Raw genomic sequence first — 25677 nt, 5'->3', positions numbered from 1 at the left:
CTGGGCTGACCCTGAGCGACCTGCGGACCCGCCCACGACGAGGCGGGGGACGGCTGGAAGGCCACGGCGCCGATGCGGGTTCCGGGGGTGCGTGCACCCCGCCCGAGACCGCTAACGGGGAGTCGCAGGATCGGGACGTCGGAGACACCGCGACGAGAAAGACGGCACCGGCCGGGGGCGATGCCCGGTCGATGCCGCGGGCGCCGCGGGGATCGGATCCCGCGCGTTACTTGGCCGACACCTGGGTCCCCGCGGCGTCCCGCGTCCCGCGTGTTGTCACTCTTGGGCCATGCCCCCGGCGCCGAAAGGCGGGCGGGGACGATGACGCATGTTTGGCGCCACGCAATTTGGCATCAGAGCCTTGCGGCTTCGAGCGACCCAGAATTGAGATCAGGGCTGGCTCGTCGCTCAGCTCGGCATGGGGAGGAGAACGCGTTGCGGCCGAAAACACGGGACCAGAGACGCCGTAGGAAGGGCGGCCGCTCGGGCCGCCCCCATTGCCAATCAGGCCGCGATCGCCTGCGCAGTCGGTCCGGCGGCGCGCACGTCGGAATCGACATGGGCCTCGAACCGCTTGAAGTTGTCGTCGAACATATTCACCAGCCGGGCCGCCGTCTCGACGAAGGCGCCCTTGTTGCCCCAGGTCTTCACCGGGGTAAGGATGTGCGACTCGACGCCCGGCACCGCGACCGGCACCGCGAAGCCGAAATACGGATCGCGCCGGAACTCCGCCTGCGACAGCGAACCGTCGAGCGCTGCGCTCAGCAGGCGGCGCGTCACGCGGATCGGCATCCGCCGCCCGGTGCCGACGCCGCCGCCGGTCCAGCCGGTGTTGACCAGCCAGCAATCGACGCCGTGCTCGGCGATCAGGTCGCGCAGCAGGTTGCCGTAGGTGCTCGGATGCCGCGGCATGAACGGGGCGCCGAAGCAGGTCGAGAAGGTCGCCTCAGGCCCGGTCAGGCCGCGCTCGGTGCCCGCTACCTTGGCGGTGTAGCCCGAGAGGAAGTGGTACATCGCCTCGGCGCCGGTGAGCTTGGCGATCGGCGGCATCACGCCGAAGGCGTCGCAGGTGAGCATCACGATGTTCCTGGGATGCCCGGCCCGGCCGGTCGCGCTGGCATTGGCGATGAAGTCCAGCGGATAGGCGCAGCGGGTGTTCTCGGTGAGCGATGCGTCGTCGAAGTCGGGCGCCCGGGTGACGGGATCGATCACCACGTTCTCCATCACCGTGCCGAAGCGCTCGGTGGTGGCGTAGATCTCGGGCTCGGCGTTGCGCGAGAGCCGGATCGTCTTGGCGTAGCAGCCGCCCTCGAAGTTGAAGATGCCCTCGGGCGACCAGCCATGCTCGTCGTCGCCGAGAAGCTGGCGCGAGGAATCGTTCGACAGCGTGGTCTTGCCGGTGCCGGACAATCCGAAGAAGATCGCCGAGCCGCCCTCGGCGTCGAGCGCCGCGTTGGCCGAGCAATGCATCGGCATCACGCCCTGTTTGGGCAGCATGTAGTTGAGATAGGTGAAGACCGATTTCTTCATCTCGCCCGCATAGGCGGAGCCGCCGATCAGCACGAGCTTCTTGGCGAAATCGATGGCGATTACCGTCTTCGACCGGCAGCCGTGCCGGGCGGGATCGGCCTGAAAGCTCGGCAGGTCGATGATCGTCAGGTCCGGCACGTAGGCGGCGATCTCCGCGCGGTCCGGCCGGATCAGCAGATTACGGATGAACAGCGAGTGCCACGCGAATTCGGTGAACACCCGGGCCTTCACCCGGTGGGCCGGATCGGCACCGCCGTAGAGGTCCTGGGCGAACAGCTCCTTGCCGGCGGCGTGCGTCAGGAAATCCTGTCGCAGGGTCTCGAACTGCTCCGGCGTGATCGCGCCGTTGTTGTCCCACCAGACCTCGTTCTCGGTGCTCGCGTCGCGCACCACGAACTTGTCCTTGGGCGAGCGGCCAGTATGGCTGCCCGTGGTCGCCACCAGGGCACCGCCGCGGGCGAGTTGGCCCTCCTTGCGGTCCAGCGCTTCCTCGTAGAGGCGCGGCGTCTCGAAATTCCAGTGGACGGCCTTGAGGTCGCGGAAGCCGGCCGCCTCGGCGCCGTGGGCAGCGTTGTGATCACCGATGTTGGTCAAGAGCGTATCTCCCGGGCCCCTGTTCGACCGTCGACGCGACTGTGCCGGACGCGATCGGCGTCCGGGATTGCCCGGGGGACGTCCGTGCGGTCGTACAGGTCCGCCGCACGCAGGTTCACCGCTCCCCGGCCGCTTCCCCTTCCACTGAGTAGACGGCGAAGCTTCGCTGTCATTATGGGCTTCGCGGGAAGCCCGCAATGTGGACAAACAGGTTAGACCACAGTTGCGCCCGCAGGAACCCGTGTCTGTAAGCAGTCACCCGCATCGACCGATCACACGACACGGGCGGACCGGCATCGGAATACCCATATCTCCATGATGCACTGGGTCGCGCTTGCATGCCGACCGGCGACGGGTATGCCCGTCGCGGACAGCGCCCCCGTCCACGCCCCAGACTCTCTCCAGAGGCACGATGCCCCAAGCCGTCGCCGGCCCCGAGATCGAACGCCTGATCCAGCTTCTCGCCCGCATGCCCGGGCTGGGCCCGCGCTCGGCCCGGCGGGCCGCCCTGCAGCTCATCAAGCGGCGCGACACGCTGCTGGGCCCTCTCGCGGACGCGATGCGGGTCGCGGTCGAGCGCATCGTCGTCTGCACGAGCTGCGGTAACGTCGACACCTCCGAGCCCTGCACGATCTGCCGTGATACCGAGCGCGATCCCACGACCCTGGTGGTGGTGGAGGATGTTTCCGACCTCTGGGCGCTGGAGCGCTCCGGGGCCGTGAAGGCGCGCTACCACGTCCTCGGCGGCGTGCTCTCGGCGCTCGACGGCGTGCGGCCGGAGCACCTGAACCTCGCCTCCCTGGTGGAGCGCGTGGCCGAACCCGTGGTCACGGAGGTGATCCTGGCGCTCAACGCCACCGTCGATGGGCAGACCACGGCCCATTACGTCACGGAATCGATCCGCCACTGCGACGTGAAGGTGACGCGCCTCGCCCATGGCGTGCCGGTCGGCGGGGAGCTCGATTACCTCGACGAGGGCACGCTAACGGCGGCGATCCGGAGCCGGACCGTATTCTGAGGCCGCACGCTATTTGACCGGTCTCGACCCGCATCCTATTCGACAAAAAAGCCCGGATCCGACCCGGCGCTGTCCCTGCCGGTTGCCGCCATGACCATCCGCCCGCTCGTCATCCTCCCCGATCCCGTCCTGCGCCGCATTTCCGATCCGGTCGGCCCGATCACCGGCGAGATCCGGACCCTCGTGGCCGACATGTTCGAGACCATGTACGACGCCCCCGGCGTCGGCCTCGCGGCGATCCAGGTCGGCGTGGCGAAGCGCGTCGTGACCATCGACACCTCGAAGGAGGAGGGCGTGCGCAAGCCGCAGGTCTTCATCGATCCCGAGATCGTCTGGTCGTCGGAGGAGAAGCGGGTCTACGACGAGGGTTGCCTGTCGATCCCCGAATATTACGGCGAGGTCGAGCGGCCGGACCGGGTCCGCGTGAAGTTCCGCGACCTCGACGGCAAAGAGCAGGAGATCGCGGCCGACGGGCTGCTCGCCACCTGCATCCAGCACGAGATCGACCATCTGAACGGCGTGCTGTTCATCGACCACCTGTCGAAGCTGAAGCGGGACCGCGTGCTCAAGAAATTCACCAAGGCGGCCAAGCGCGACGCGGCCTGAGCCGGCCATGCGCATCGTATTCATGGGCACCCCGGACTTCGCGGTGCCGACTTTGGCCAAGCTCGCGCAGGACGGCCACGCCATCGCCGCCGTCTATACCCGCGCCCCCGCCAAGGCAGGCCGCGGCATGAGCCTGCGCCCCTCGCCGGTCCACACGCTGGCCGAACAGCTTGGCGTGCCGGTTCTGACTCCCACCACCCTGCGCATGCCGGAGGCCGCGGAGACATTCGCCGCGCATCGGGCCGATGTCGCCGTGGTGGTGGCCTACGGAATGCTGCTGCCGCAGGTGATCCTCGACGCGCCGCGGCACGGCTGCCTGAACCTGCACGGCTCGCTCCTGCCGCGCTGGCGCGGGGCAGCGCCGATCCAGCGCGCAGTGATGGCCGGGGATGCCGAGAGCGGTGTCGGCGTGATGCGCATGGAAGCCGGGCTCGATACCGGGCCGGTCGCGCTGGAGGCGCGGGTGCCGATCACACCCGGCATGACTGCCGGTGCGCTGCACGACGCGCTGATGCCGATCGGTGCCGACCTGATGGCCCGCGCCCTCGGCCTCTTGGATCAGGGCACGCTCAGCTTCACGCCACAACCCGACGAGGGCATCGTCTACGCCCACAAGATCACCAACGATGAGGCACGGATCGACTGGTCGCGGACAGCCGCGGAGGTTGCCAATCACATCAACGGCCTGTCGCCCTTCCCCGGCGCCTTCTTCGAGGTCGATCTAGGTAAGGGCCCGGAGCGGGTGAAGGTTTTGCGCGCATTGGTCAGTGACGGCTCGGGCGCAGTGGGGACGCTGCTGGACGCCGAGGGAGCCGTCGCCTGCGGGACGGGCGCAGTGCGTCTGACGGAGTTGCGCCGGGCCGGCAAGGGTGGAAGCGCGAGCGGAGCCGAATTCGTCCGCGGCGCCCGGCTGACGTCCGGCGCCCGCCTCAGCTGATGCCCCGCTACAAGCTCGTCATCGAGTACGATGGCGGCCCGTTCTGCGGGTGGCAGCGGCAGGCCGATGAACCCACGGTGCAGGCGGCCATCGAGGCCGCCGTACTCCGCTTCTCGGGCGAAAATGTCCGGCTGACCTGCGCCGGGCGGACCGATGCCGGCGTTCACGCGATCCATCAGGTTGCCCATCTCGACCTCGCCAAGGCGTGGCGGACCGACACCGTGCGCGACGCCGTCAACGCGCATCTCCGGCCGCAGCCGGTCGCCGTGCTCTCGGCCGAGATCGTGCCGGACAGCTTCGACGCTCGGCACTCAGCGATCCGGCGCCACTACCGCTACCGGATCCTCAACCGGCGCAGCCCGGCAGCACTGACGCGAGATCGGGTCTGGCAGGTGCCATGGCCTCTGGACGCAGATCTGATGCACGCGGCGGCCCAGCGCCTCGTCGGCCACCACGACTTCTCGGCCTTCCGGGCGGCCGAATGCCAGGCCAAGAGCCCGATGCGCACGCTGGAGCAACTCGACGTTGCCCGTGTGCCGATGGCGTTGCATGACGAGATCGTGGTGGCGACCTCGGCACGCTCGTTCCTGCACCATCAGGTGCGCGCGATAGTCGGCACGTTGATGCTCGCCGGCTGTGGACGGCTCTCGGCCGACGCGGTCGCCGACATCCTGGCGACCGGCGACAAGCGCCGGTGCGGGCCCCTGGCGCCGGCCGCGGGGCTGACGTTCGTGGGGGTGGACTACTCAGTCTGAAGCCTATTTGATAACTTCAAGTTGATAAATAGGCGGACCGACCGACCCTAGCGCGGTTTATTGGGAGCCGCACAGTGATCGGAGCTTCGACGAGCTGGGATAATTTGATTTGGCTGTTGGTTACGCTAGGCCTGATCCTACCGCCCGTTTTATTTATTTTTGTTAGAAATACAGTGAAAATCCATAGACATGGCATAGTCATGGAACTAGCTAAAGTATGCACTATTCAATGGTCGATTGGCAATCGAAATTAAGAAGATTTTTCCCCATCGTTCGAATTCGTGAAATATAAAAATTTTCTTTGATGATCTGGGCAGGAAGGTGGGTCAAGTCAGGAAGATTTCGCATCGTGAGTATGGACTGCCGGGCCTCTTGCTCTGATGGTTATCTTCATCCTCTTCGGATTCATTGTTTCCCGCTACGTCAATCTCAATCTACTTGCCTTTCTAGACGGTTCGGATTGCACTCCAAAAGATATTGGGCGATGCGCAGATCCTCTGCTATCGGCCTGGGTCTGTGGCCTCCTCGCCGCGCTCGCAGGCGACTATGTCTTTATGATCCGCAATTTCTTTCGTGCAATCAACAATTTCGGTTTTGGACCGGCCTCTAACATATCAGCGACGAATAACCTGATCGCTGGTGCATTGTTGATCATTATCTTCGTGTTTGCGTTCGACTTCATGACACATGCAACTCGGTCCAGCGCCGTCTTCGCGAAGGTGCTCATCACGCTCGGCTACGCGGTCGGGCATTCTCCGGAGAGCGCCAATCGGATGGTGATGGACCGCAGCAAGCTGGCTCATTTCAAGCGCGACAACCCAGAAATCTGTCGAAAGATCACGGCGACCCCCGTCGACATCATCGACGGTATTGATAGCGATATCCGCGACCGTCTCGCCGACCACCATATCCGCTCAACCCAAAACTTAGCCACTGCAAATCCACTGATGTTGTTTGTGGAGACACCTTACGGCGTCTATCAAATCATGGAGTGGGTCGCGCAGGCGCAGCTCTGCTGCTCGGTTGGGCCAGATAAATTGATCCGACTCTGGCAGCCCGGTATTCGAACCCTGTTCGATCTTGAGCGTGCTGCCCTGAACGAAATTTGGAGAAGCACGGATCTTCTGATGGCTATCGGTGCAATACTTTTGCCCGACAGGCGCTTAAACTCTGATGGCTCAGAACACGGTGGCATCACGGAAGCGCTCGTGATTGCCACGATCCAAGTCAAGCTGGACGATCCGCATGTGCATCGCCTCCGGCAGATCTATATGAAGGTGGGAGAGCGCCTGGGAGACACGAACCGGCGGTTTTCAGGGACACCGAAGGCGGCCTCGAACGGAACCGCGTAGACTTACCGTGATCGATCCGGCAGTTCGGCTCCTCGAAAATAAGCATCCAGCACCCGCTCGTAGATCGCCGTGAGGCGTTCCAGATCGGCGACGGACACGCACTCGTCGGTCTGGTGCATAGTCTCTCCCACGAGGCCGAACTCGATCACCGGGCAGGCATCCTTGATGAAGCGGGCATCCGAGGTGCCGCCCGTGGTCGACAAGATCGGCGTCAGGCCGGTCTCCGCCTGGATCGCCGCGGAGACCAGATTCACGAACGTGTCCGGCTGCGTCAGGAAGGCGGGCGCGTTCGACGGCTGGAGATCGAGGGTGAAGCGCACCGCGTTCCCGGCCGCCTGCTCCAGCCGCTGGCGGATCTCGGCGCCCAGGCTCTCGGCCGTCCAGTCGTCATTAAAGCGGACGTTGAACGTCGCCCGGGCGGTCGCCGGGATCACGTTGGTGGCAGGGTTGCCGACATCAATCGTCGTGAATTCGAGGTTCGAGGCGTCGAAATGCGCCGTGCCCCGGTCGAGCGGCTCCGCAATCAGCGCCGAGGCGAGGCGAAGGAGTCCCGGGATCGGGTTCTCGGCCTTGTGTGGATAGGCGACATGGCCCTGTCGGCCGAGCACCGTGAGCTTGCCGGTGAGCGAGCCCCGGCGGCCGATCTTGATCATCTCGCCTAGCCGGCCCGGATTGGTCGGTTCGCCGAGCACGCAATGATCGAAGCGCTCCCCCCGGGCACGCGCCCAGTCGAGCAGCTTGACGGTGCCGTTGACCGCCGGCCCCTCCTCGTCGCCGGTGATCAGAAAGGCGATGGACCCCGAGAGGTCGGCGCTTCGGCGTCCCAGGAAGGCCAGGGTCGCGGCAAGCATGCATGCAATGCCGCCCTTCATATCGGCGGCACCGCGGCCGTACAGCATCCCGTCGGCCACCGCGCCGTCGAAGGGGGCGTGCCGCCAGGCCCCCTCCCCCTCCGGCACGACATCGGTGTGGCCCGCGAAGACCAGGCAGGGGCCACGTGTCCCGATGCGCGCGAACAGGTTCGGCGTTTCGGGATAGCCGGGTTCAGCAAAGACAGGCCGCTCGATGATGAACCCAGCCGGCCGGAGCGCATCCGCGACCACATCGAGGGCGCCGCGATCCTCCGGGGTGACGGAGGGGCAGCGGATCAGGGCCTGCGCGAGGCGCAAAGCGGGGTGCGGGGCATCGTGCTCAGCCGGCATGGAGCATCCTCGGCGGAAAAAAAGCGCCCTCGCGGCCCGCTTACCCCGAAGCGGGCCGCGAGGGGGAGTCCCGCTACTTGGTGACCACCACCTGCACGTCGCCGTGGCGGCGCTGGACCGAGACTGTGACATCGTCGTCGTAACGCTGGAACCGGATATCGAGGTGCGAGCCGCCGAGCCGGACGTTGTAGAGCGTCACGCCGTCGAGGAAGCCCGGCAGGATCGGGTTCTTCAACCGGATGCTGTTGCCGGCGTGGTCGAGTTCGAGCCCGAGGCACGCGGCGAGGAACGCGAAAGGCGCCGCCGCCGCCCAAGCCTGCGGGCTGCAGGCCACGGGGTACGAGACCGGCCCGCGCTGCTTGCGCCGCATAAAGCCGCAGAACAGCTCCGGCAGCCGCTTCTGGTCCTGGTAGAGCGAGGTGTCGAACATCCCCTGGAAGATGCGCGCCGCCTCGTGCTTGCGGTCGTAGCGAGCCAGACCCATGGCGATGAGCGCGTTGTCGTGCGGCCAGATCGAGCCGTTGTGGTACGACATCGGGTTGTAGCGCGCCTCGCCCTTGGCGATGGTGCGCACGCCCCAGCCGTTGAACCCGTCCTTGCCCAGCAGGGTCTCGGCGACCCGCTCGGCACGCTCCGGCTTGGCGATCCCCGTGAACAGGGCGTGGCCGGCATTGGACGAGCGCACGGCACATTGCTTTTTCTCACCGTCGAGGGCGAGCGCGTAGGTGCCAATCTCCTCATTCCAGAATGCAGCGTCGAATTTTTCGCGCAGGATCGTGGCCTGCTGGGTCAGGCGCTCGGCCAGCGGATCGTGCCCGAGCAGCGCCGCGAGCTTCGCCATGCCGTGCTTGGCGGCGTAGACGTAGCCCTGCACCTCACAGAGCGCGATCGGCCCCTTGGCGAGCTGACCGTCCGTATGGAAGATCGAATCATGGCTGTCCTTCCAGCCCTGATTCTCCAGACCCTTGTCGGTGTCGCGGGCGTATTCGACGAAGCCGTCGCCGTCCCGGTCGCCGTATTGGTCCATCCAATTGAGGGCGAGTTCCAGCGCCGGCCAGATCGCCCGGACGGTCTCAAGATCGCCCGTGACGGCGTAGTATTCCCAGGCCAGCATCACGAAGAGCGGCGTGCCGTCGATCGTGCCGTAATAGTGCCGGAACGGCACCTCGCCGAGCATCGCCATCTCGCCGCGGCGGGTCTCGTGCAGGACCTTGCCCGGCTGTGCATCGGCCGCCGGATCAACCGCCTTGGCCTGGGTCGAGGCGAGGTAGCGCAGAACGCCCCGGGCGAATTTCGGGTCGATCCACAGCGCCATCATCGCCGTGATGATGCCGTCGCGGCCGAACACCGTGGAGTACCAGGGGATGCCCGCGAAGGGGTAGATCCCCTCCGGCGTGCGGCTCGCCAGCATGTAGAGGTCGGCCGTCGCCCGACACAGCCCTTCGTTGAACTGGTCGTTCGACGAGATGATCGTGGTGATGCCCGCCGTCAGCGTCCGCAGGTCGCGGCGCGAATCCCGGTAGGCGCGGGCGAAGATCATCCCCTCGCCGAGATCCTTCGGCTCCCGCCGGGCGCCGCCGGCATTGGCCGCGAGCGTCAGCTTGGCGGCCGCGTCCTCGCCGACCATCGTGTCGGTCGGCGGCTTCGTGAAGGCCCGGTGCGCCTCGAAGGTCACGCGGATGAACAGCGAGACCTTGCCCTCCGGGGGCAGCGACACGTCGAAGGCGACGCGGCCGGGCTCGATCAGGTCCGGTTTCGGGCCGAAATGCAGGGCGGTGGTCCGCACGATCTCGTCCAGGCCGACATAGCGGAACTGGACCTCCCGGTCGCTCGCCACCAGCACGCCGCGCTTGCCGCGCTCCTTGCGGTCGGTTCCGCGCACCTCGAACAGGTCCCGGAAATCCGCGTCGAACGTCACGGCGATCCGCAGGCGGCGGTGCTTCGAATCGAAGGAGCGCAGGCCGATCCGGTCGTAGCAGGCGCCGCGGAACAAGAACTTGGTGCGCTCGATCGCGATCGTCTCGCGGGGGATCGAGGTCTCGTCGTGGGCGTCGAGGCGGATGTCGGGCGTCGTCATGTCGACGCTGAGCGCGCCGTTATCGTCCTGCATCACCGAGGAGAGCATCAGCGGGCGCTGGCCCTCGACCGTCACCTCCAGGCGCGACAGGTAGCGCGTGTCCTGGAAATACAGGCCCTCGGGTCCCGGCTGAACACCGATATCGCCGTACGAATCCAGAACCCCGAACGCTTCACCGAACTTCAGCGAGCGGAGCGGCCGCTCCACCAGGGAGGTCTGCGCCTCGATGTGGTAGGGCGGCAGCACGTCGTCCGCGTCCTGGAAACCGTGCGCCAAACCTGTGCCGGCGGGCACATTCCGGGTCGTCGCCCCGTGACTCAAAGCCTCTTGGGCCGCTGCCGTGTTGTCCGCCATGCAGGGCATCTCCGGGTGCTGTGAGGGTACGAATCGAGAGGGCCGCCGCATCAATGCTGATGCCGCGGCCCTTATTCACCTGATGGATGAGTCGCCTTTGAGACGTTCGGCCAATCCAGGCCCGTCTTGCAAGCCCAGTGCCGAAGATTACGCCGGCATGGCAGCGACGGGAATCGCCGGTCGGGCAGAACCGTTCAGCTCACCGTATTGCGGCTTGAAGCTTGAGCTCGGCAGCTTGATCACATCGGCACCGCGGCTGAGCAGTTCCTCGTAGGCGGCCACGTACTTCTTGACCATGCACTCGGCGGTGAAGTGGCCCTCGAAGTGGCGGCGCACACCGGCGCGGCTCATGGTCTTTACCTTGGCGACGGCGGCGACGGCATCGTCCATGGTCTCGCAGAGCACGCCGCTCACGCCGTCCTTGATCACCTCCGGCACGGAGCCGTTCCGGAAGGCGATCACCGGCGTGCCGGCCGACATCGCCTCGATCATCACCAGGCCGAACGGCTCCGGCCAATCGATCGGGAAAGCGAGCGCCAAGGCTTTGCCGAGGAAGTCCTTCTTCTGCTCCTCGTTGATCTCACCGATGAACTCCACCAGCGGGTGGTGGATCATCGGCTCGATCTTCTCGTTCCAGTAATCCTGATCGGCCTTGTCGACCTTCGCGGCGATCTTGAGCGGCGTACCGGAGCGGATCGCCATCTCAATGGCGCGGTCGGGCCGCTTCTCGGGCGAGATCCGGCCGAGGAACGCGAGATAGCCGCCCTTGGTCTCGGGGGTATACGGGCAGTTCTGGGCCGGCAGGCCGTGATGGATCGTCGCCAGCCAGTTGGAGGTCGGCGGCATCGGCAGGCGCTGATTATCGGAGATCGAGACCAGCGGCATGCCCGTGAAGGTGCGGTAGACCGGCATGAAATCCGGCACGTCCAAACGACCGTGCATCGTTGTGAGGCACTTGTGATTCAAGTCCTCGAACATCGGGTACTGCAGCAGGTCGATGTGGAAGTGCAGGATATCGAATTCGTGGGCGCGGCGGTGCACCTGATGCAGCATCGCCAGGTGGCTGGCGGTGTGATCGCGGTAGCCCAGCAGGCGCAGGCCCTCTGGGGTGCAGGACGCGAGTTTGGCAGACGTGTCGGAGTCACCGCTGGCGAACAGCGTGACTTCGTGGCCCTGGCGGACCAGTTCCTCCGTAATCCAGCTGACGACGCGCTCGGTGCCGCCGTAGAACTTCGGAGGAACGGCCTCCGATAACGGAGCGATCTGGGCAATGCGCACGGAGTGTCTCCTGGGTGGCCGAATTTGACGGGGGGTCTAACCCTGCCGGCCTGAGCGGGACATGAATGAAACTGACGGCTAAGGTTATGGTTCCTGGCGCTCCCGGTGTCGCGCACCGTTTTGTGCAGTGCGCTCGCTGTCCCCGAATTCCTCCGAATCACCACCGCTTTCAGGCTGCTCCGAAACAGCCTCGGGGCCGGACCGTTCCGTCATCACGGATCCCGGGCCGGCAATCTCACACGAAATGCCCTGCAGCCCGAACGTTGCCGCCGCGTCGGCTTTCTGTCATAAGCCGCACCGCGTCGAACCGCCCGGCCGATAGGGCTGCCGTGGCGGCTCGTGCTGCTCCACCAGAAGCATCAACGCGCGATCCTCATCCGACCTTCACGGGTCGGCTCCGGGGAATGTTCGCGCAACGGAGAGCCAAATGCCCAAGCTGAAGACCAAATCCGGCGCGAAGAAGCGCTTCAAGATCACCGGCACCGGCAAGGTGATGTACGCCCAGGCCGGCAAGCGCCACGGGATGATCAAGCGGACGACCAAGCAGATCCGCAACCTGCGCGGCACCACGACGATGTTCGAGGGTGATGCCGCCAACGTGAAGAAGTACTTCCTGCCGAACGCGCGGTAAGTCCTTAACACCCGTTGCCACTGTCTTTCGTCGAATCCAGGAGATAACCGATGGCCCGCGTCAAACGCGGCGTGACCAGTCACGCGAAGCACAAGAAAGTTCTGAAGGCTGCCAAGGGCTATTACGGCCGGCGCAAGAATACGATCCGCATCGCCAAGCAGGCGGTCGAGAAGGGCATGCAGTATGCCTACCGCGACCGTAAGAACAAGAAGCGCACGTTCCGCGCTCTCTGGATCCAGCGCCTCAACGCGGCGGTCCGCGAGCATGGCCTGACCTATTCGCGCTTCATCGACGGCCTGGCGAAGTCGGGCATCATCGTCGACCGCAAGGCGCTGTCGGAACTGGCGATCCACGAGCCGGCGAGCTTTGCCGCCGTCGTCGAGAAGGCCAAGGCCGCGCTGCCCCAGACCACCGCCAAGGCCGCCTGATCCAGGCCCACGGCGAGACGCACGGAAGGCGCGGTTCCCTCGGGGGCCGCGCCTTCGTCGTTTTCGAGGTCCCGCCCGGCGCTTGCGCCCGAGCACACAACGCGCGACAGCACCCGCGACGGCGGCTCCCCAACCCAGTTCGATGACTGCGATGACCGATCTCGATACCCTCGAACGCGACCTCCTGGCCCAGGTGTCGACGGCCTCCGACGAGGCGGCCCTCGACGCGGTGCGCGTGGCCGCGCTCGGCAAGAAGGGCAGCGTCTCGGACCAGCTGAAGACCCTGGGCAGCATGACCCCGGAGGAGCGCAAGGAGCGCGGGCCCCTGATCAACGGCCTGCGCGACCGGGTGCAGGGCGCTGTCACCGCGCGCAAAACCGAACTCGCCGAGGCCGCCCTGGAGGCCCGCCTCGCCTCCGAGCGGATCGACGTGACCCTGCCGGTCCGCGAGGCGCCGGAGGTGCGTGGCCGGATCCATCCGATCTCGCAAGTCATCGACGAGATCACCGCGATCTTCGCCGATATGGGCTTCGCGGTGGCCGAGGGGCCGGACATCGAGACGGACGAGCTGAACTTCACCGCCCTTAACTTCCCGCCCGGCCACCCGGCCCGGGAGATGCACGACACGTTCTTCCTGGCGCCCGACCGCGACGGGAAGCGCAAGGTGTTGCGCACCCACACCTCGCCGGTCCAGATCCGCACGATGCGGGCGCAGACGCCGCCGATCCGCGTGATCATTCCGGGCCGGACCTACCGGCACGATTCGGACCAGACCCACACGCCGATGTTCCATCAGGTCGAGGGGCTGGTGATCGACTCAAGCGCCAACATCGCCAACCTGAAGTGGGTGCTGGAGGAGTTCTGCGCGGCGTTCTTCGAGGTCGAGGGCGTGAAGATGCGTTTCCGGCCGTCCTTCTTCCCGTTCACCGAGCCGTCCGCGGAAGTGGACATCCAGTGCTCGCGCAAGGGCGGCGAGATCCGCTTCGGCGAGGGCGACGACTGGCTGGAAATCCTTGGCTGCGGGATGGTCCACTCGAACGTGCTGCGCAATTGCGGGCTCGATCCGGACGTCGTCCAGGGCTTCGCCTTCGGGGTCGGCATCGACCGCATCGCCATGCTCAAATACGGCATGCCGGACCTGCGCCCGTTCTTCGAGGCGGATGTCCGCTGGCTGGACCACTATGGGTTCCGGCCGCTGGATGTGCCGAGCTTGGTGGGTGGGCTGACGGGATAGCGTCGGAGGGCACTGTGCTGACTCACGCTCAAATTGCCGGCGTCGCCAACGAGGTGCTGCAGGCGACGCTCGGTGCCCATGGCTTCGAGCGCGCCGAAGTCGCCGACGATATCGATCCGGAGGGTGTCGCAGCCGTTCGCGTGTTGGCGCACTTCCGGCCCGGATCGCAGCCGGCCGATGGTCGTGCGGTCGTTGCTGCGCTCTCCGGGCTACACGCCCGGCTGCGAGCACTCGGCGAGGACCGCTTTCCCTTTCTACGCTACGCTTATCCCGACGACGAAATCCCCGGTGCAGCCCCCGAGGATTTCGATCCGTGACGCGGCGGACGCGAAATCCTCTCAGTGGCGGCCTGCTCGAGATTGCGGTTCATCTGACAAGCGTTCGAGGGCGGCGCATCGTCGAGCAGGCGGCCTTCCGGCGCGCCCTCAGCAGCGCGTACTATGCCGTCTTCCATTGTCTCTGTCAGATCTGCTGTGATGGCCTCCGTCTGTGGACCGCTTCGGCGGACGAGATTGAGCTCGTCTACAGGAACCTCGAACACAACAGGGCCCGGGATGTGTTGGCGTCGTCCAAGACGCGTGCGCTGCACCAAGACATTTCTGTCGTTGCAGATGTGTTCATCGCTCTTCGTCGTTGGCGAGAGGATGCCGATTATAGTCAACCAGGCAGGCTCGGCGGCGAACAGAAGTTGCTGACCCGCACTGAAACCCGAACCCTGATCGCGGCTGCCGAAGAGACGGTGAGTCTTCTCGATGGCCTTCCGGCAGACATCCGCCGGAAGCTCGCGATTCTGCTCACTACACGATCGAGCCGACGCTAGGCTCTCGAAGGTCCATCATGAAATTCACCCTCTCCTGGCTCAAGGACCACCTCGACACCGAGGCCTCCCTCGACACCATCGCCGAGACGCTGACGCGGATCGGCCTGGAGGTGGAGGGCGTCGAGGACAAGGCCGCCGCGCTCAAACCCTACATCGTCGCCAAGATCCTGACGGCGGAGCAGCATCCGAATGCCGACCGGCTGCGGGTCTGCACCGTCGAGACCGGGGCCGGCGCGCCCGTGCAGGTCGTCTGCGGGGCACCGAACGCCCGCGCCGGCCTCATCTCGGTCTTCGCGCCGCCGGGCACCTACGTGCCGGGCAAGAACATCACCCTGTCGGTCGGCACGATCCGCGGCGTCGAGAGCCACGGCATGCTCTGCTCGGGCGCCGAACTCGGCCTCGGCGAGGACCATGACGGCATCCTCGAACTCCCGGCCGAGGCTCCGATCGGGCAGCCCTACGCGCTCTATGCTGGGCTCGACGATCCGGTCATCGAGATCAATCTGACGCCCAACCGCCCGGATTGCACCTCGGTCCATGGGATCGCCCGCGATCTCGCGGCCGCCGGCATCGGCACGCTCAAGCATGAGACCGTGCTGGCCGTGCGTGGCGAAGGTCCCTGCCCGGTCGGGATCGAAGTCGCCTTCGATGCGGCGGATCGGCATCTCTGCCCGCTCTTCGCCCTGCGGCTGGTGCGCGGCGTCAAGAACGGCCCCGCACCGGCCTGGATGCAGGCCCGGCTGCGGGCCATCGGGTTGCGCCCGATCAACGCGCTGGTCGACATCACCAACTACGTCACCTTCGACCGTGGCCGGCCGTTGCACGTGTTCGACGCCGCCAAGGTCTCGGGTGGGCTCACCATCCGCCGGGCGCAGGACGGCGAGAGCCTGCTCGCCCTCGACGGCCGAACCCACGCGCTCTCCGGCGATACCGTGGTGATCGCCGACGGGAACGGCGTCGAATCCATCGCCGGCATCATGGGTGGCCAAACATCCGGATGCGATGAAACCACCACGGACGTGCTGATCGAATCGGCGCTGTGGGATCCGACCAACATCGCGCAATCGGGCCGGCGCCTCGGCATCATCACCGATGCCCGCTACCGCTTCGAGCGCGGCGTCGATCCGGCCTTCGCGCTCCCGGGACTCGATCTCGCAACCCGCCTCGTGGTCGACCTCTGCGGCGGCACGCCGAGCGAAGCACAGATCGCCGGCGAACCGCCAAAATCCGAGCGCATCATCGACTTCCCCTGGTCCGAGGTCCATCGCCTCGCTGGCCTCGACGTGCAGCCCGGTGAGATGCAGCGAATCCTGGAGACGCTCGGCTTCCACGTCTCCGGCACCGGCGACCGGGTGCAGGTCCGCACCCCGTCCTGGCGGCCCGACGTGGAGGGCAAGGCCGATCTCGTGGAGGAAGTCGTGCGTATCGCCGGCCTCGACCGAATCGTGGCGACGCCCCTGCCGCGCCTGGCCGGCATCGGTGGCGCGCTGCTCACGGTGATGCAGAAGCGCACGCGGACCGCCAAGCGCGCCCTGGCCAGCCGCGGCCTGATGGAGGCGGTGACGTGGTCCTTCGTGTCGCATGACGACGCCGTCCTGTTCGGCGGCGGCGGCGCCGATCTCGCGCTCGCCAACCCCATCGCCTCCGACCTGTCGGACATGCGCCCGAGCCTCGTGCCGGGCCTGCTGCGCGCGGCGCAGCGCAACGCCGACCGCGGCTACCCGGATGCTGCCCTGTTCGAGGTCGGCCAGTGCTTCGCCTCCGACGAGCCGGAGGGCCAGACGATCCGCGCGGCTGCGATCCGCCGGGGCAGCGCGACTCTGTCGGGATCCGGACGCCACTGGGACGGTGCGACCGAGACCGTGGATGCGTTCGACGCCAAGGCCGACGCGCTGGCGCTGCTCGGCAGCCTCGCCGTGCCGACGGGTGGGCTTCAGGTGACGGCCGGCGGACCGTCCTGGCTTCATCCCGGCCGCTCGGGGACGCTGCGGTTCGGTCCCAAGACCGAGATCGGCTGGTTCGGCGAGGTTCATCCGCGGACGCTTCAGGCCCTCGATCTCAAGGGCAGCTTCGTCGCCTTCGAGATCGTGCTCGACGCGCTGCCGCTGCCCAAGCTGAAGCCGACCAAGGCCAAGCCGGCGCTCACGCTCGCCGAATTCCAGCCCCTGTCGCGCGACTTCGCCTTCGTGGTCGGCCGCGACGTTCCGGCCGGCGACATCGTCAAGGCGGCTCAGAACGCCGAGCGCAAGCTGGTCACGGCGGTCGACGTATTCGATCTCTACGAGGGTCCCGGCGTTCCCGAGGGCGCGAAATCGGTGGCGATCGCGGTGCGGCTGCAGCCGGTGGAACGGACCCTGACGGATGCCGAGATCGAGGCGGTGAGCGCCAAGATCGTCGCCGAGGTCTCGCGCCGGACCGGCGCGACGCTTCGCGGCTGAGGGAAGCCGGATGGATCGGATCGCCCTTCTCATCGCGGATCTGGCGGCGGCCGAACATCGGCCGACCGCGGCGTTGCGCGAAGCCATGCAGCATCCGGCCGCGATCGCCGAGGCGACGCTGCCGCTGCTTGAAAGGGCAGCGGATGCGCGCGAACTGACACCGGAGGAGACCAACCTGCTGTTCTGGGGCCTGCACGTCATGGCCCAGGCGCGGGATACGCGCGCCCTCGCGCCGCTGCTGCGCCTCCTGCGGCAGGACGAGGAAAGCCTCGATGCCGTGCTGGGCGATGCCCTCACCGCAACCCTCGCGAAGGTTCTAGCAAGCCTGTTCGACGACGATTCCGCCCCCCTTTTCCGACTCATTCTCGACAGCACCGTCGATGATTTTGCCCGCATGGCTCTGTTCAGCGCCTGCACTTTCCTGACCCTGGAAGGCCGGATCGATCGCGCGGCGATGCACGACCTTCTCGTCCGCTTCGACGACGCGCAGGCTGCCGTCGAGGAAGCTCCGGCCTGGACCGGCTGGGAAGAGACGATTGCGCATCTCGGCTTCCGCGACCTAGCCCCCCGGGTTGCGGCGGCCCGTTCGGACGGCCGGATCACCGATGAGATCAGCGACGCCGACTGGTTCAAGGAGGCTTTGCGCAAGGCCGAGACGAAGCCTGATGACCGGGACCGGCTGGGCCCTTATCAATACGGCTACCTCGACAACGCGGTCGAAGCCCTCGACTGGACCGTCGAAGGAGCGGGCGAACCGCAGCGCAACCCGTTCAAGGATGTCGGCCGCAATGATCCCTGCCCGTGCGGATCGGGCAAGAAGTTCAAGAAATGCTGCCTCGGCAAGGAGCAGGCCGAAGGGCCCTGGATGCCGCCGGGCGCGCTATTCAGCTGAGGCACCCGTGCCGTTGAGCGGATTCTCCGGATCCCAGCCATAGCGCAGGGTTTCGAACCGCATGGCGCGGGCATCGACCATGAGGAGACGGCCGACCAGGGGCTCGCCGAAATCGGTCACCGCGCGGATGACTTCCATCGCCATCAGCGAGCCCATCACGCCCGCCAGCGCTCCCAGGACGCCAGCTTCCGCGCAGGCCGGTATGCTGCCGGGCGGCGGCGGGTTCGGGAACAGACAGCGATAGGTGGGGTTCGAGATCCCGTCCGGGCCGGTTTCGTGCGCCCGGATGGTGGTGAGCGTGCCGTCGAAGCGGCCGAGCGCCGCCGTCACCAGCGGACGCTCTGCGTGGAAGCAGGCATCGGAGACCGCATAGCGCGTGGCGAAGTTGTCGGACCCGTCCGCCACGAGGTCATAGCCGGCGATCAGCTCGACCGCGTTGTCCGGATCGATGCGGAGCGGATGGCAGACCACCGCGACGTGCGGGTTGAGGCGCGCCACGGCATCGGCAGCGCTCTCGATCTTCGGCCGGCCGAGGTCCGGCGTGCCGTGGATCACCTGCCGCTGCAGGTTCGACAGGGAGACCGTATCGTCGTCTACGATGCCGATCGTACCGATCCCGGCCGCCGCGAGGTATTGGATCAGCGGTGCGCCAAGCCCCCCAGCGCCGATGACGAGCACCCGGGCAGCCTTGAGCCGCGCCTGTCCCGGGCCTCCGACCTCAGCCAGGACGAGATGGCGGGCGTAGCGTTCGATTTCGTCGGAAGAGAGGGCCATACGCAGCCCATAGGCCGTCGCGGCGTCGCACGGAAGCACTTGAGGGGTTACGAAGACCGACGGTCAGGACCGGCGCTGGGAGGTGAATGTCCCAGCGCCGTTGGTCCACGTTCGAAACGCGGACGCGGCGACGCTCAGCGCGGCGCCAGAATCATGATCATCTGCCGGCCTTCGAGCATCGGCTCGCTCTCGACCTTGGCGATCTCGGCGGTCTCGTGCTTCACGCGCTCCAAGAGGCGCAGGCCGATATCCTGGTGAGCCATCTCACGACCACGGAAGCGCAGGGTCACCTTGACCTTGTCGCCCTCCTCGAAGAAGCGGTGAACCGACTTCATCTTGGTGTCGTAGTCGTGCTTGTCGATGCCGGGGCGGAGCTTGATCTCCTTGACCTCGACCGTCTTCTGCCGCTTGCGGGCCTCATTCTGCTTCTTCTGCTCGTTGAAGCGGAAGCGCCCGTAATCGAGCAGCTTGCAGACGGGCGGCACGGAATTCGGCGCGATCTCCACGAGATCGAGGCCGGCTTCCTCGGCAAGAGTCAGCGCGTCGAAGAAGGCAACGACACCGCGGTTCTGGCCGGTATCGTCGATCAGCTGCACCTCTCGCACACCGCGAATGTCACGGTTGGCGCGCGGCCCGTCCTTCTGCGGGGCCGGCATGGCTCTCATCGGTCTACGAATGGCTTTGGTCTCCTGCTGCAACGACGAAATGGCGGACCCGACAATCCCCTGAGGGATTACCTGGCCGCCGGCCGCTCCGGTCTCTTCCGGACATACTACGTTGTGGGAAGCGCGGCCAGAGTCAACGGCTGACCGAAGCGCCAACCGAAAATAAACAACCGATGTCGCGCGTCATCCACGTCCCGAACCGGGCTCCGATCAACGGGTTCCGCCACGCAATTCGGCATAGACCGCGAGGGTGTCTCCCACCATGCGATCCAGGGAGAAGTGCGTCTCCACATGGGTACGCGCCCTGCGCGCCATGGCGTCGCGGGCACTCGCGCCGAGCGAGAGGGCGTCCGTCAGCGCCGATGCGAGAGCGGCGGCATCGCCTGGCGGGACGCGCCAGCCGGTGTGCTGTCCGGCCGGGACATCCGGCGGTGCCAGAACGGTCTCGGGGACAGCCCCGAGATCCGAGACGACCACCGGTGTCCCGAGCGCCTGCGCTTCGACAGCCGACCGGCCGAACGCCTCGGGCTCGATCGACGGCACGGCCACCACGGAGGCGGCCCGGAAGGCGGCCGGCATGTCGGTACAATGCCCGACCCGGCGCACGACGGCACCGAGATTCCTGGCCGCAATCAGCGCGTCGAGTTCGCGCTCGTAGGAGGTTCGGCCCTGAGCATCCCCCGCCAGCACGACGGCAATATCGGGCACGCCCCGGTCGCGCATCTGCGCGGCCGCCTCGATCAGCACGCGATGCCCCTTCCAGGCTGTGAGGCGGGCCGCGAGGAGAATCACCCGCTCGTGGGGCGCGACGTTCCAGGCCCGCCGCAGGGCCTCGACCCGACCGGCACCGACCGCCACAGGGTTGAACACGGCGAGGTCGGTACCCCGGTGGATCACCCGCACCCGGTCGCCGGCCTGCTCGGCATGCATCCGCGTGATGAGATCGGCCGTGTAGCGCGAGTTGGCGATCACCACGTCGCCACGGGCCATGACGGAATTGTAGAGCACCTTCACGCTGGTCCGGCCGGAATAGCTGCCGTGATAGGTCGTAACGAACGGCAGGCCGAGCCGGCGCGCGGCAGCGAGCGCCACCCAGGCCGGTGCGCGCGAGCGGGCATGGATGAGTTGCACGCCCTCGCGGCGGCAGAGCATCATGAGCCGCACGACGTTGACCGCCATCGCCGCCGGGTTCTTCGAGGCCGCCGGGAATCGGAGCCAGTGGCCGCCCTTTGCCTGCAACTCGCCGACCAGACGCCCGCCTTCGGTCGCCACGAGGGCACGCGCTCCGACGGACGCCAGGGCGCCCGCGACATCGACCGTCGTGCGCTCGGCGCCGCCGGCTTCGAGTTCGGGGATGATCTGGAGGATCCGCGCCCCCGCCAGGACACCCACCTCGCTGGGAAAGCCCGTCAAGCCGCGCGACTCGGCCCCCGTCCGCGGTCCCTCGGCGAGGACGCGCATGCCGCCCGCCGGTATCTGCCAAATGCTCGCTGCCATTGCTTCAGCATCACCGTCGCGCTTTACGGTCCGGTAAACGGATGTTGAAGCGAACCGTATCAAGGACGGCGTTTCTACGCGCGTGGATGGGGATATCGGAGATCAGGATGACCGATATGGAGCCGAGCTTCCTCACGGTCGGCACCGACGACACGCAGCGTCGCATCGCGGTGCGCGTGCGACCCGGCTCGGGGCCGCCGGTGGTGTGGCTGGGCGGTTTCCGCTCGGACATGAAGGCCACGAAGGCAACCGCCCTCGATCAATGGGCCGCTCAAGCCGGGCGCGCCTTCGTCCGGTTCGATTACGCGGCCCACGGCGAATCGAGCGGCACATTTGCGGATTGCACGATCAGTTCGTGGCTGGAGGACGCGCAGGCCGTGTTGGGTGCCCATATCGGCGAGCCCCCGATCCTGGTCGGCTCCTCGATGGGCGGCTGGATCGCCTGCCTTGCGGCCCGCGACCGGGCAGCGCGTGGCGCGCCAAATGCGGGCCTCGTGCTCATCGCCCCGGCCCTGGACTTCACCGAGGATTTGATCTGGGAACGCCTCACCGAGGCAGGGCGCGCCATGCTGATGCGCGACGGCGTCCTGCGCAGGCCTAGCGACTACGCGCCCGAACCGGACCCGCTCACCCTGAAGCTGATCGAGGATGGCCGCCGGAACTGCATGCTGGAAGGCCCCGTCGATCCGGCTTGCCCGATCCATATCCTGCAGGGGATGCGCGACACGGATGTGCCATATGCCCACGCCCTCAAGATCCTCGGACGTCTGCCGGCTGAGGGCACGGTGATGACGCTGATCGCGGATGGTGACCACCGCCTGTCACGACCGCAGGATATCGCACGGCTGGTGGCGGCGGTGGCCGAGATGGCCTGACGGGCCGGAGCCCGTTTGGTTCAGTGCAGACTGACCGGCTGCAAGTCCTGCGCGACAGCATTGGCCAGAACGACCGCACGGGAATCGGCGAGCATGATCGGCGCACCGCTCGCCGAGAGCAGCGCGAACAGATCGAGTCCGGGCGTCAGTTCAGGGGCCTGCGGGAAGAAGCGGCGCACCTCGTCGGACCGGATCGGCCGAACATAGGCGATGTGCCCCTCACCGAGCGCCGCGAGATCGGCCGGCTGGAAGTCGGCGGGATCGAGATCGGCGGGGGTCAGGGGCGACGGATTGAGAACGGTCATCAAAGCCCTCCTGGGTGGCAGAGCGTCCGCGGCCGATCCCGAAGGCACCGGCAGCACCAAGCTCATGTGGGGATTGCCGCCATCCGATCAATCTTACCCGCGCGCGCCAATATCGATCTTGCGCACGATCCGATCCGGCTCCGGGCGGACGAGGTCGATCGACAGCAGGCCGTTGGCGAGATCCGCGCCCAGGACCTCCATGCCGTCAGCGAGGAGGAAGGTACGCTGGAACTGCCGCGCCGCGATGCCGCGGTGAAGGAAATGCCGCTCGCGCTCGTCGACCTGCCGGCCGCGCACCACGAGCTGGCTGTCCTCCAGCATCACGTCGAGCTGCTCGCGGGTGAAGCCCGCAACCGCGAGCGTGATGCGGAGCCTCTCGGGCTCGCTCTCCGTCCGGGGCAGGCGCTCGATGTTGTAGGGCGGATAACCATCGTTTGTGGCCTTGGAGACCCGGTCGAGGGCCTGTTCGATCTCGTCGAACCCAAGCAGGAACGGATGCCCGAAAGGCGAAGTGCGCGTCATCGCGGCCGTCATCCAGAAAGCGAGGCCTCCGTCCCCGGGGCTTGCCGCCGCCCCGCGATGCCTGAGCACCTCGTCGACAGGGAGCCCGCCCGGGCAGCGCTCCGCCGGACGAGACGCCGCCGGCAGTAGAGCGATATGGCCACGGTGGTGCCGGCCATCAAGGGACGCCTCTGGTTTCGTCCATCACCGGACTGCGCAGCCGTGATGGGCATATTCGGCAATGATAGTTAGGAAATATTGCCAAGTTTTCGAACCGTCACGCTTCCCACTAACAGTTTGGAACTGCTCTGATTTTTGAGCTGGGCCTTGATCAAGGCCGCGCGGGTGGCTTACTGCCGCGGATGGCGACCGGTCGATCACATCGGGCGATCGCTCGGATTTCCGCTGTGACCCGAGGCAAAGCGCCCATGGACGCGCCCCAGACTCTGTCGGACCGTGCGGCGCTGCAGCGCGTGGTCGACGTGTGCGGCGACGAGGCCGAGATTCTGGCCTTGTCGGTGGCTCGGTTCGTTGCAGCCGGCTACATGACCAGCGATGTGGCCTGCTGGAATGCTGCGTTCGACGGGGCCGAGCAATTGCTTGGGCCGGCGGAAGGGTGCCGGTTCGTGGCCTGCGTGGTGGCGATCATCCGTGCGCTACGGGTCGAGCGGGAGGAGGATTGGTCGTTCATGCCGGCGAGTTGCTGCCGCGTGACCGGTCATGAATGCGCGCTGGTCAACTTGATCAACCGGGGCCGGAAACGGCTCTGGGCGGATCTCGAGGAGGCAGCGGCGGAGATCACCGGGCGGGACGCGGCGCCGCGGCTCGTGGCGGCGGTCCGGGCGGCCGTCGATCCGCTCGATGCGGCAGCCGAGCGCTTGGCACCGGCATCCCGTCGCGGTGGCGTTGTACTTCACTGAATCCCCTCCGGGATCGGGCGGGAGCGGCGGGCGCAGGCCCCAGGACGAGGAAGAGGATGACGGTTCGGTGCTTGCCTTGAGCGTTCCCCTGTACCGCCGGCGGATCGGGCGTATCGCCCTCGACACGGCGGCCTGCGTCGCGCTCTCGGCGCTCCTCGTGGTCTCGGCCCTGGCGCAGGATGCGTCCGAGAAGGCCGGGCCGCTGAAGCTGCAGCTCAACAAGGTCGAGACGGCCGCCGAGGCGTGCCGCATCACCATGGTGATCGACAACACCAAGGGGGCTAATCTCAAATCCTACAAAGTCGATCTCTTCGCCTTCGATACGGACGGGGTCGCACAGAAGCGTGTAGCGGTGGAACTCGGGCCGCTCCCACCCCGGAAGACCCTCGTGAAGATTTTCGATTTTCCCGGGATCGCCTGCAACAAAGTAGGGCGCGTCCTGCTGAACGACGTTCTATCCTGCGAGGGAGGCGACGCCGGCCGCGAAGCGTGTCTCGAACGGACCGAGACGGACTCGAAGGCCGGCATCCCGTTCGACCGCTGATCTCGGCCGCACGGCGGACGAAGCGGTGAGACCGTCCGGCGGCAGGTATCGCCGGGCGGTCAGCGGCATTCGCCGCACCCCGATAGGACGGCGGCGCAAGGCCGCGTGAGACCAGAACGCGAGGAGCCCGCGATGGACCCGACACAAGCGCCGATCGAGGCCGCCCACGACTTCTCGTTCCTCGGCCTGTTCCTTCAGGCCGATCCGATCGTGAAGGGCGTGATGATCCTCTTAGTGATCGCCTCGATCGCGTGCTGGACGGTGGTGTTCGAGAAGATCATCCGCCTCGCCGCCGCCCGGCGTCAGGCCAAGGCATTCGCCACGCTGGTCCAATCCGGCGGCAAGCTCGACGGCGAACTCAGCGGCATCGCCGGCCACGTCGCGCGGGCCGGCATCGATGCATGGCGCGATCAGGATACCTCCGAGACCCGGGCGGAGCGCCGCGAGCGGATCGAGCGGGCGATGAAGGGCGCGCTCACGATGGAGGTGAAGCGCCTGCGTACCGGCCTGTCCCTGCTGGCGACCTCCGGGTCGACCGCGCCGTTCGTCGGGCTGTTCGGCACCGTCTGGGGCATCATGAACTCGTTCTCGTCGATCGCGCGCAGCCAGGACACGTCGCTGGCCGTGGTGGCGCCGGGCATCGCGGAGGCGCTGTTCGCCACCGCGATCGGCCTCGTCGTCGCCATCCCGGCCGTCATGGCGTTCAACAAACTGTCGGGCGACGTGAGTGCAATTCAGAGCACCTTCTCGTCCTATATCTCGCTGCTCGGCAACCGTCTGGCGCGCGACCGCGCCGGCACACCGCACCGCGCCGCCGCTGAGTAGGCGCCTCCCACAGAACGCCCGCTGCCCCGCCGCGCGCAGAGGGAGGGCTCCCGGCAATCGGGAGCTTCGTGAGAGGCCTTAAGCCGCTTCAAAAGGACCGCCGACGCGCGGACCGACGCACCGAACCGGAGACGCCCGATGGCGATGGGATCCATTCGCGCGAGCGACGACGATGATCTCGAAGACATGCCGATGTCCGAGATCAACGTGACCCCGATGGTCGACGTGATGCTCGTGCTGCTGATCATCTTCATGGTCGCCGCGCCGTTGATGACGACGGGCGTGCCGGTGCAGTTGCCCAAGACCGCGGCCCCGAAGGTGGCGCAGTCGAAGAAGCCCCAGGAGGTCACGGTCGACAAGGACGGCAAGCCCTCGATCGCCAAGGAGATCTTCACGATGGAGAGCCTGGTGCCGCGCCTGCGTGAGATGGCGGCGGCCGACAAGGATCAGGTCATCCTCGTGCGCGGCGACCGGGACGTCCCTTACGGCAAGGTCATGGAGGTCATGGGATTGGTGGGGCAGGCCGGGTTCACCAAGGTCTCACTGATCGCGCAGTCGCCCGGCGGCGCATCGGCGCCCCCGTCTGCGCCGGCCGCCGCCGCCCCTGCCGGGACCGCCCGCTGAG

The 25677-nt window shown here is 66.8% G+C and carries 26 protein-coding genes; 17 read left to right on the top strand and 9 right to left on the bottom strand.

Annotated features, from left to right (window positions below; translation table 11 throughout):
- Window positions 1-504: 504 nt before the first annotated feature.
- Window positions 505-2124 carry a phosphoenolpyruvate carboxykinase gene (locus tag OXS27_RS21140; RefSeq protein ID WP_267358545.1) on the bottom strand — a complete coding sequence of 540 codons (1620 nt, stop codon included), beginning with the start codon at window positions 2122-2124 and terminating at the stop codon, window positions 505-507.
- A 412-nt stretch (window positions 2125-2536) separates the two neighbouring features.
- On the opposite strand from OXS27_RS21140, the gene recR reads away from it, so the two are divergent.
- From recR to OXS27_RS21115, 5 genes are all read left to right on the top strand, one after another.
- Window positions 2537-3142 carry a recombination mediator RecR gene (gene recR, locus OXS27_RS21135; RefSeq protein WP_244005084.1) on the top strand — a complete coding sequence of 202 codons (606 nt, stop codon included), beginning with the start codon at window positions 2537-2539 and terminating at the stop codon, window positions 3140-3142.
- Window positions 3143-3232: 90 nt separating this feature from the next.
- A complete protein-coding gene (gene def, locus OXS27_RS21130; protein WP_267358544.1) occupies window positions 3233-3748 on the top strand; it encodes a peptide deformylase in 516 nt (171 codons plus the stop codon).
- A gap of 7 nt (window positions 3749-3755) precedes the next feature.
- A complete protein-coding gene (fmt, locus tag OXS27_RS21125) occupies window positions 3756-4685 on the top strand; it encodes a methionyl-tRNA formyltransferase (protein ID WP_267358543.1) in 930 nt (309 codons plus the stop codon).
- Window positions 4685-5440 (top strand): tRNA pseudouridine(38-40) synthase TruA, encoded by a 756-nt coding sequence (gene truA, locus OXS27_RS21120; RefSeq protein ID WP_243924919.1) that lies wholly within the window; start codon window positions 4685-4687, stop codon window positions 5438-5440. Before fmt ends, truA begins: the two co-directional genes overlap by 1 nt.
- A gap of 380 nt (window positions 5441-5820) precedes the next feature.
- Window positions 5821-6792, top strand: a complete 972-nt coding sequence (locus tag OXS27_RS21115) for a hypothetical protein (RefSeq protein WP_267358542.1) — start codon at window positions 5821-5823, stop codon at window positions 6790-6792.
- 2 nt (window positions 6793-6794) lie between these two features.
- On the opposite strand, the gene dapE is transcribed toward OXS27_RS21115, so the two are convergent.
- From dapE to OXS27_RS21100, 3 genes are all read right to left on the bottom strand, one after another.
- Window positions 6795-7994 carry a succinyl-diaminopimelate desuccinylase gene (dapE, locus tag OXS27_RS21110; RefSeq protein ID WP_267358541.1) on the bottom strand — a complete coding sequence of 400 codons (1200 nt, stop codon included), beginning with the start codon at window positions 7992-7994 and terminating at the stop codon, window positions 6795-6797.
- 73 nt (window positions 7995-8067) lie between these two features.
- On the bottom strand, window positions 8068-10425 hold the full coding sequence (locus tag OXS27_RS21105) for a glycogen debranching N-terminal domain-containing protein (protein WP_267358540.1): 2358 nt from the start codon (window positions 10423-10425) through the stop codon (window positions 8068-8070).
- Window positions 10426-10572: 147 nt separating this feature from the next.
- Window positions 10573-11703, bottom strand: a complete 1131-nt coding sequence (locus OXS27_RS21100) for a glycosyltransferase family 4 protein (RefSeq protein ID WP_267358539.1) — start codon at window positions 11701-11703, stop codon at window positions 10573-10575.
- 427 nt (window positions 11704-12130) lie between these two features.
- Between OXS27_RS21100 and rpmI the strand changes: the two genes are divergently transcribed.
- The 7 genes from rpmI (at window position 12131) to OXS27_RS21065 (ending at window position 18146) form a co-directional block, all read left to right on the top strand.
- The gene (gene rpmI, locus OXS27_RS21095; RefSeq protein WP_243924925.1) at window positions 12131-12334 is read left to right on the top strand and encodes a 50S ribosomal protein L35; all 204 of its coding nucleotides are present in this window, start codon (window positions 12131-12133) and stop codon (window positions 12332-12334) included.
- A 50-nt stretch (window positions 12335-12384) separates the two neighbouring features.
- Window positions 12385-12762, top strand: a complete 378-nt coding sequence (gene rplT, locus OXS27_RS21090; protein ID WP_160534568.1) for a 50S ribosomal protein L20 — start codon at window positions 12385-12387, stop codon at window positions 12760-12762.
- Between the two features lie 151 nt (window positions 12763-12913).
- Window positions 12914-13996: a phenylalanine--tRNA ligase subunit alpha gene (gene pheS / locus OXS27_RS21085; RefSeq protein WP_267358538.1), complete on the top strand. Its 1083-nt coding sequence runs from the start codon at window positions 12914-12916 to the stop codon at window positions 13994-13996.
- A 14-nt stretch (window positions 13997-14010) separates the two neighbouring features.
- Complete coding sequence (locus OXS27_RS21080; RefSeq protein WP_243924927.1) at window positions 14011-14313, top strand: hypothetical protein; 303 nt, start codon at window positions 14011-14013, stop codon at window positions 14311-14313.
- Complete coding sequence (locus OXS27_RS21075; RefSeq protein ID WP_243924928.1) at window positions 14310-14816, top strand: hypothetical protein; 507 nt, start codon at window positions 14310-14312, stop codon at window positions 14814-14816. The genes OXS27_RS21080 and OXS27_RS21075 overlap by 4 nt, the downstream gene beginning before the upstream one ends.
- Window positions 14817-14833: 17 nt before the next feature.
- Window positions 14834-17254: a phenylalanine--tRNA ligase subunit beta gene (gene pheT / locus OXS27_RS21070; protein ID WP_267358537.1), complete on the top strand. Its 2421-nt coding sequence runs from the start codon at window positions 14834-14836 to the stop codon at window positions 17252-17254.
- Window positions 17255-17264: 10 nt separating this feature from the next.
- Entirely contained in the window at window positions 17265-18146 is an 882-nt protein-coding gene (locus tag OXS27_RS21065; protein ID WP_267358536.1) for a DUF1186 domain-containing protein, read from the top strand.
- Here the strand turns inward: OXS27_RS21065 and moeB are convergent.
- The 3 genes from moeB to OXS27_RS21050 form a co-directional block, all read right to left on the bottom strand.
- Window positions 18135-18920, bottom strand: a complete 786-nt coding sequence (gene moeB / locus OXS27_RS21060; protein ID WP_267358535.1) for a molybdopterin-synthase adenylyltransferase MoeB — start codon at window positions 18918-18920, stop codon at window positions 18135-18137. The genes OXS27_RS21065 and moeB overlap by 12 nt on opposite strands.
- 134 nt (window positions 18921-19054) lie before the next feature.
- Entirely contained in the window at window positions 19055-19576 is a 522-nt protein-coding gene (infC, locus tag OXS27_RS21055; RefSeq protein ID WP_243924932.1) for a translation initiation factor IF-3, read from the bottom strand.
- Between the two features lie 219 nt (window positions 19577-19795).
- Window positions 19796-21082, bottom strand: coding sequence for a glycosyltransferase family 4 protein (locus tag OXS27_RS21050; RefSeq protein ID WP_267358534.1), 1287 nt, complete (start codon window positions 21080-21082; stop codon window positions 19796-19798).
- A gap of 107 nt (window positions 21083-21189) precedes the next feature.
- Between OXS27_RS21050 and OXS27_RS21045 the strand changes: the two genes are divergently transcribed.
- On the top strand, window positions 21190-21957 hold the full coding sequence (locus OXS27_RS21045; protein ID WP_267358533.1) for an alpha/beta hydrolase: 768 nt from the start codon (window positions 21190-21192) through the stop codon (window positions 21955-21957).
- Between the two features lie 20 nt (window positions 21958-21977).
- Here the strand turns inward: OXS27_RS21045 and OXS27_RS21040 are convergent, their stop codons facing one another.
- Both OXS27_RS21040 and OXS27_RS21035 read right to left on the bottom strand, forming a co-directional pair.
- Window positions 21978-22262, bottom strand: coding sequence for a DUF1150 domain-containing protein (locus OXS27_RS21040; RefSeq protein ID WP_243924935.1), 285 nt, complete (start codon window positions 22260-22262; stop codon window positions 21978-21980).
- A 93-nt stretch (window positions 22263-22355) separates the two neighbouring features.
- A complete protein-coding gene (locus OXS27_RS21035; RefSeq protein WP_243924936.1) occupies window positions 22356-22784 on the bottom strand; it encodes an Hsp20 family protein in 429 nt (142 codons plus the stop codon).
- Window positions 22785-23191: 407 nt separating this feature from the next.
- Here OXS27_RS21035 and OXS27_RS21030 point away from each other — a divergent pair, with 407 nt between their 5' ends.
- The 4 genes from OXS27_RS21030 to OXS27_RS21015 all read left to right on the top strand — a co-directional run bounded on the left by OXS27_RS21030 (window position 23192) and on the right by OXS27_RS21015 (window position 25676).
- Window positions 23192-23683 (top strand): hypothetical protein, encoded by a 492-nt coding sequence (locus OXS27_RS21030; RefSeq protein WP_243924937.1) that lies wholly within the window; start codon window positions 23192-23194, stop codon window positions 23681-23683.
- A 67-nt stretch (window positions 23684-23750) separates the two neighbouring features.
- On the top strand, window positions 23751-24227 hold the full coding sequence (locus tag OXS27_RS21025; RefSeq protein ID WP_243924938.1) for a Tat pathway signal protein: 477 nt from the start codon (window positions 23751-23753) through the stop codon (window positions 24225-24227).
- Between the two features lie 132 nt (window positions 24228-24359).
- Window positions 24360-25052 (top strand): MotA/TolQ/ExbB proton channel family protein, encoded by a 693-nt coding sequence (locus tag OXS27_RS21020; RefSeq protein ID WP_243924939.1) that lies wholly within the window; start codon window positions 24360-24362, stop codon window positions 25050-25052.
- A gap of 138 nt (window positions 25053-25190) precedes the next feature.
- Window positions 25191-25676 carry an ExbD/TolR family protein gene (locus tag OXS27_RS21015; protein WP_267358532.1) on the top strand — a complete coding sequence of 162 codons (486 nt, stop codon included), beginning with the start codon at window positions 25191-25193 and terminating at the stop codon, window positions 25674-25676.
- Window position 25677: the final 1 nt, after the last annotated feature.

Source organism: Methylobacterium sp. GC_Met_3 (assembly GCF_026540775.1).
Classification (GTDB): Bacteria; Pseudomonadota; Alphaproteobacteria; order Rhizobiales; family Beijerinckiaceae; genus Methylobacterium.
The sequence above is the reverse complement of the archived record's forward strand: the minus strand, read 5'-3'. Positions and strand labels throughout refer to the sequence as shown.

Bases quoted from the DNA above. Each gene is read 5' to 3' on its own strand.
- recR (WP_244005084.1), top strand. From the start codon at position 2,537: ATGCCCCAAGCCGTCGCCGGCCCCGAGATCGAACGCCTGATCCAGCTT.
- def (WP_267358544.1), top strand. From the start codon at position 3,233: ATGACCATCCGCCCGCTCGTCATCCTCCCCGATCCCGTCCTGCGCCGC.
- fmt (WP_267358543.1), top strand. From the start codon at position 3,756: ATGCGCATCGTATTCATGGGCACCCCGGACTTCGCGGTGCCGACTTTG.
- truA (WP_243924919.1), top strand. From the start codon at position 4,685: ATGCCCCGCTACAAGCTCGTCATCGAGTACGATGGCGGCCCGTTCTGC.
- OXS27_RS21115 (WP_267358542.1), top strand. From the start codon at position 5,821: ATGGTTATCTTCATCCTCTTCGGATTCATTGTTTCCCGCTACGTCAAT.
- dapE (WP_267358541.1), bottom strand. From the start codon at position 7,994: ATGCCGGCTGAGCACGATGCCCCGCACCCCGCTTTGCGCCTCGCGCAG.
- OXS27_RS21105 (WP_267358540.1), bottom strand. From the start codon at position 10,425: ATGGCGGACAACACGGCAGCGGCCCAAGAGGCTTTGAGTCACGGGGCG.
- rpmI (WP_243924925.1), top strand. From the start codon at position 12,131: ATGCCCAAGCTGAAGACCAAATCCGGCGCGAAGAAGCGCTTCAAGATC.
- rplT (WP_160534568.1), top strand. From the start codon at position 12,385: ATGGCCCGCGTCAAACGCGGCGTGACCAGTCACGCGAAGCACAAGAAA.
- pheS (WP_267358538.1), top strand. From the start codon at position 12,914: ATGACCGATCTCGATACCCTCGAACGCGACCTCCTGGCCCAGGTGTCG.
- pheT (WP_267358537.1), top strand. From the start codon at position 14,834: ATGAAATTCACCCTCTCCTGGCTCAAGGACCACCTCGACACCGAGGCC.
- OXS27_RS21065 (WP_267358536.1), top strand. From the start codon at position 17,265: ATGGATCGGATCGCCCTTCTCATCGCGGATCTGGCGGCGGCCGAACAT.
- moeB (WP_267358535.1), bottom strand. From the start codon at position 18,920: ATGGCCCTCTCTTCCGACGAAATCGAACGCTACGCCCGCCATCTCGTC.
- infC (WP_243924932.1), bottom strand. From the start codon at position 19,576: ATGCCGGCCCCGCAGAAGGACGGGCCGCGCGCCAACCGTGACATTCGC.
- OXS27_RS21050 (WP_267358534.1), bottom strand. From the start codon at position 21,082: ATGGCAGCGAGCATTTGGCAGATACCGGCGGGCGGCATGCGCGTCCTC.
- OXS27_RS21045 (WP_267358533.1), top strand. From the start codon at position 21,190: ATGACCGATATGGAGCCGAGCTTCCTCACGGTCGGCACCGACGACACG.
- OXS27_RS21040 (WP_243924935.1), bottom strand. From the start codon at position 22,262: ATGACCGTTCTCAATCCGTCGCCCCTGACCCCCGCCGATCTCGATCCC.
- OXS27_RS21035 (WP_243924936.1), bottom strand. From the start codon at position 22,784: ATGACGCGCACTTCGCCTTTCGGGCATCCGTTCCTGCTTGGGTTCGAC.
- OXS27_RS21030 (WP_243924937.1), top strand. From the start codon at position 23,192: ATGGACGCGCCCCAGACTCTGTCGGACCGTGCGGCGCTGCAGCGCGTG.
- OXS27_RS21020 (WP_243924939.1), top strand. From the start codon at position 24,360: ATGGACCCGACACAAGCGCCGATCGAGGCCGCCCACGACTTCTCGTTC.
- OXS27_RS21015 (WP_267358532.1), top strand. From the start codon at position 25,191: ATGGCGATGGGATCCATTCGCGCGAGCGACGACGATGATCTCGAAGAC.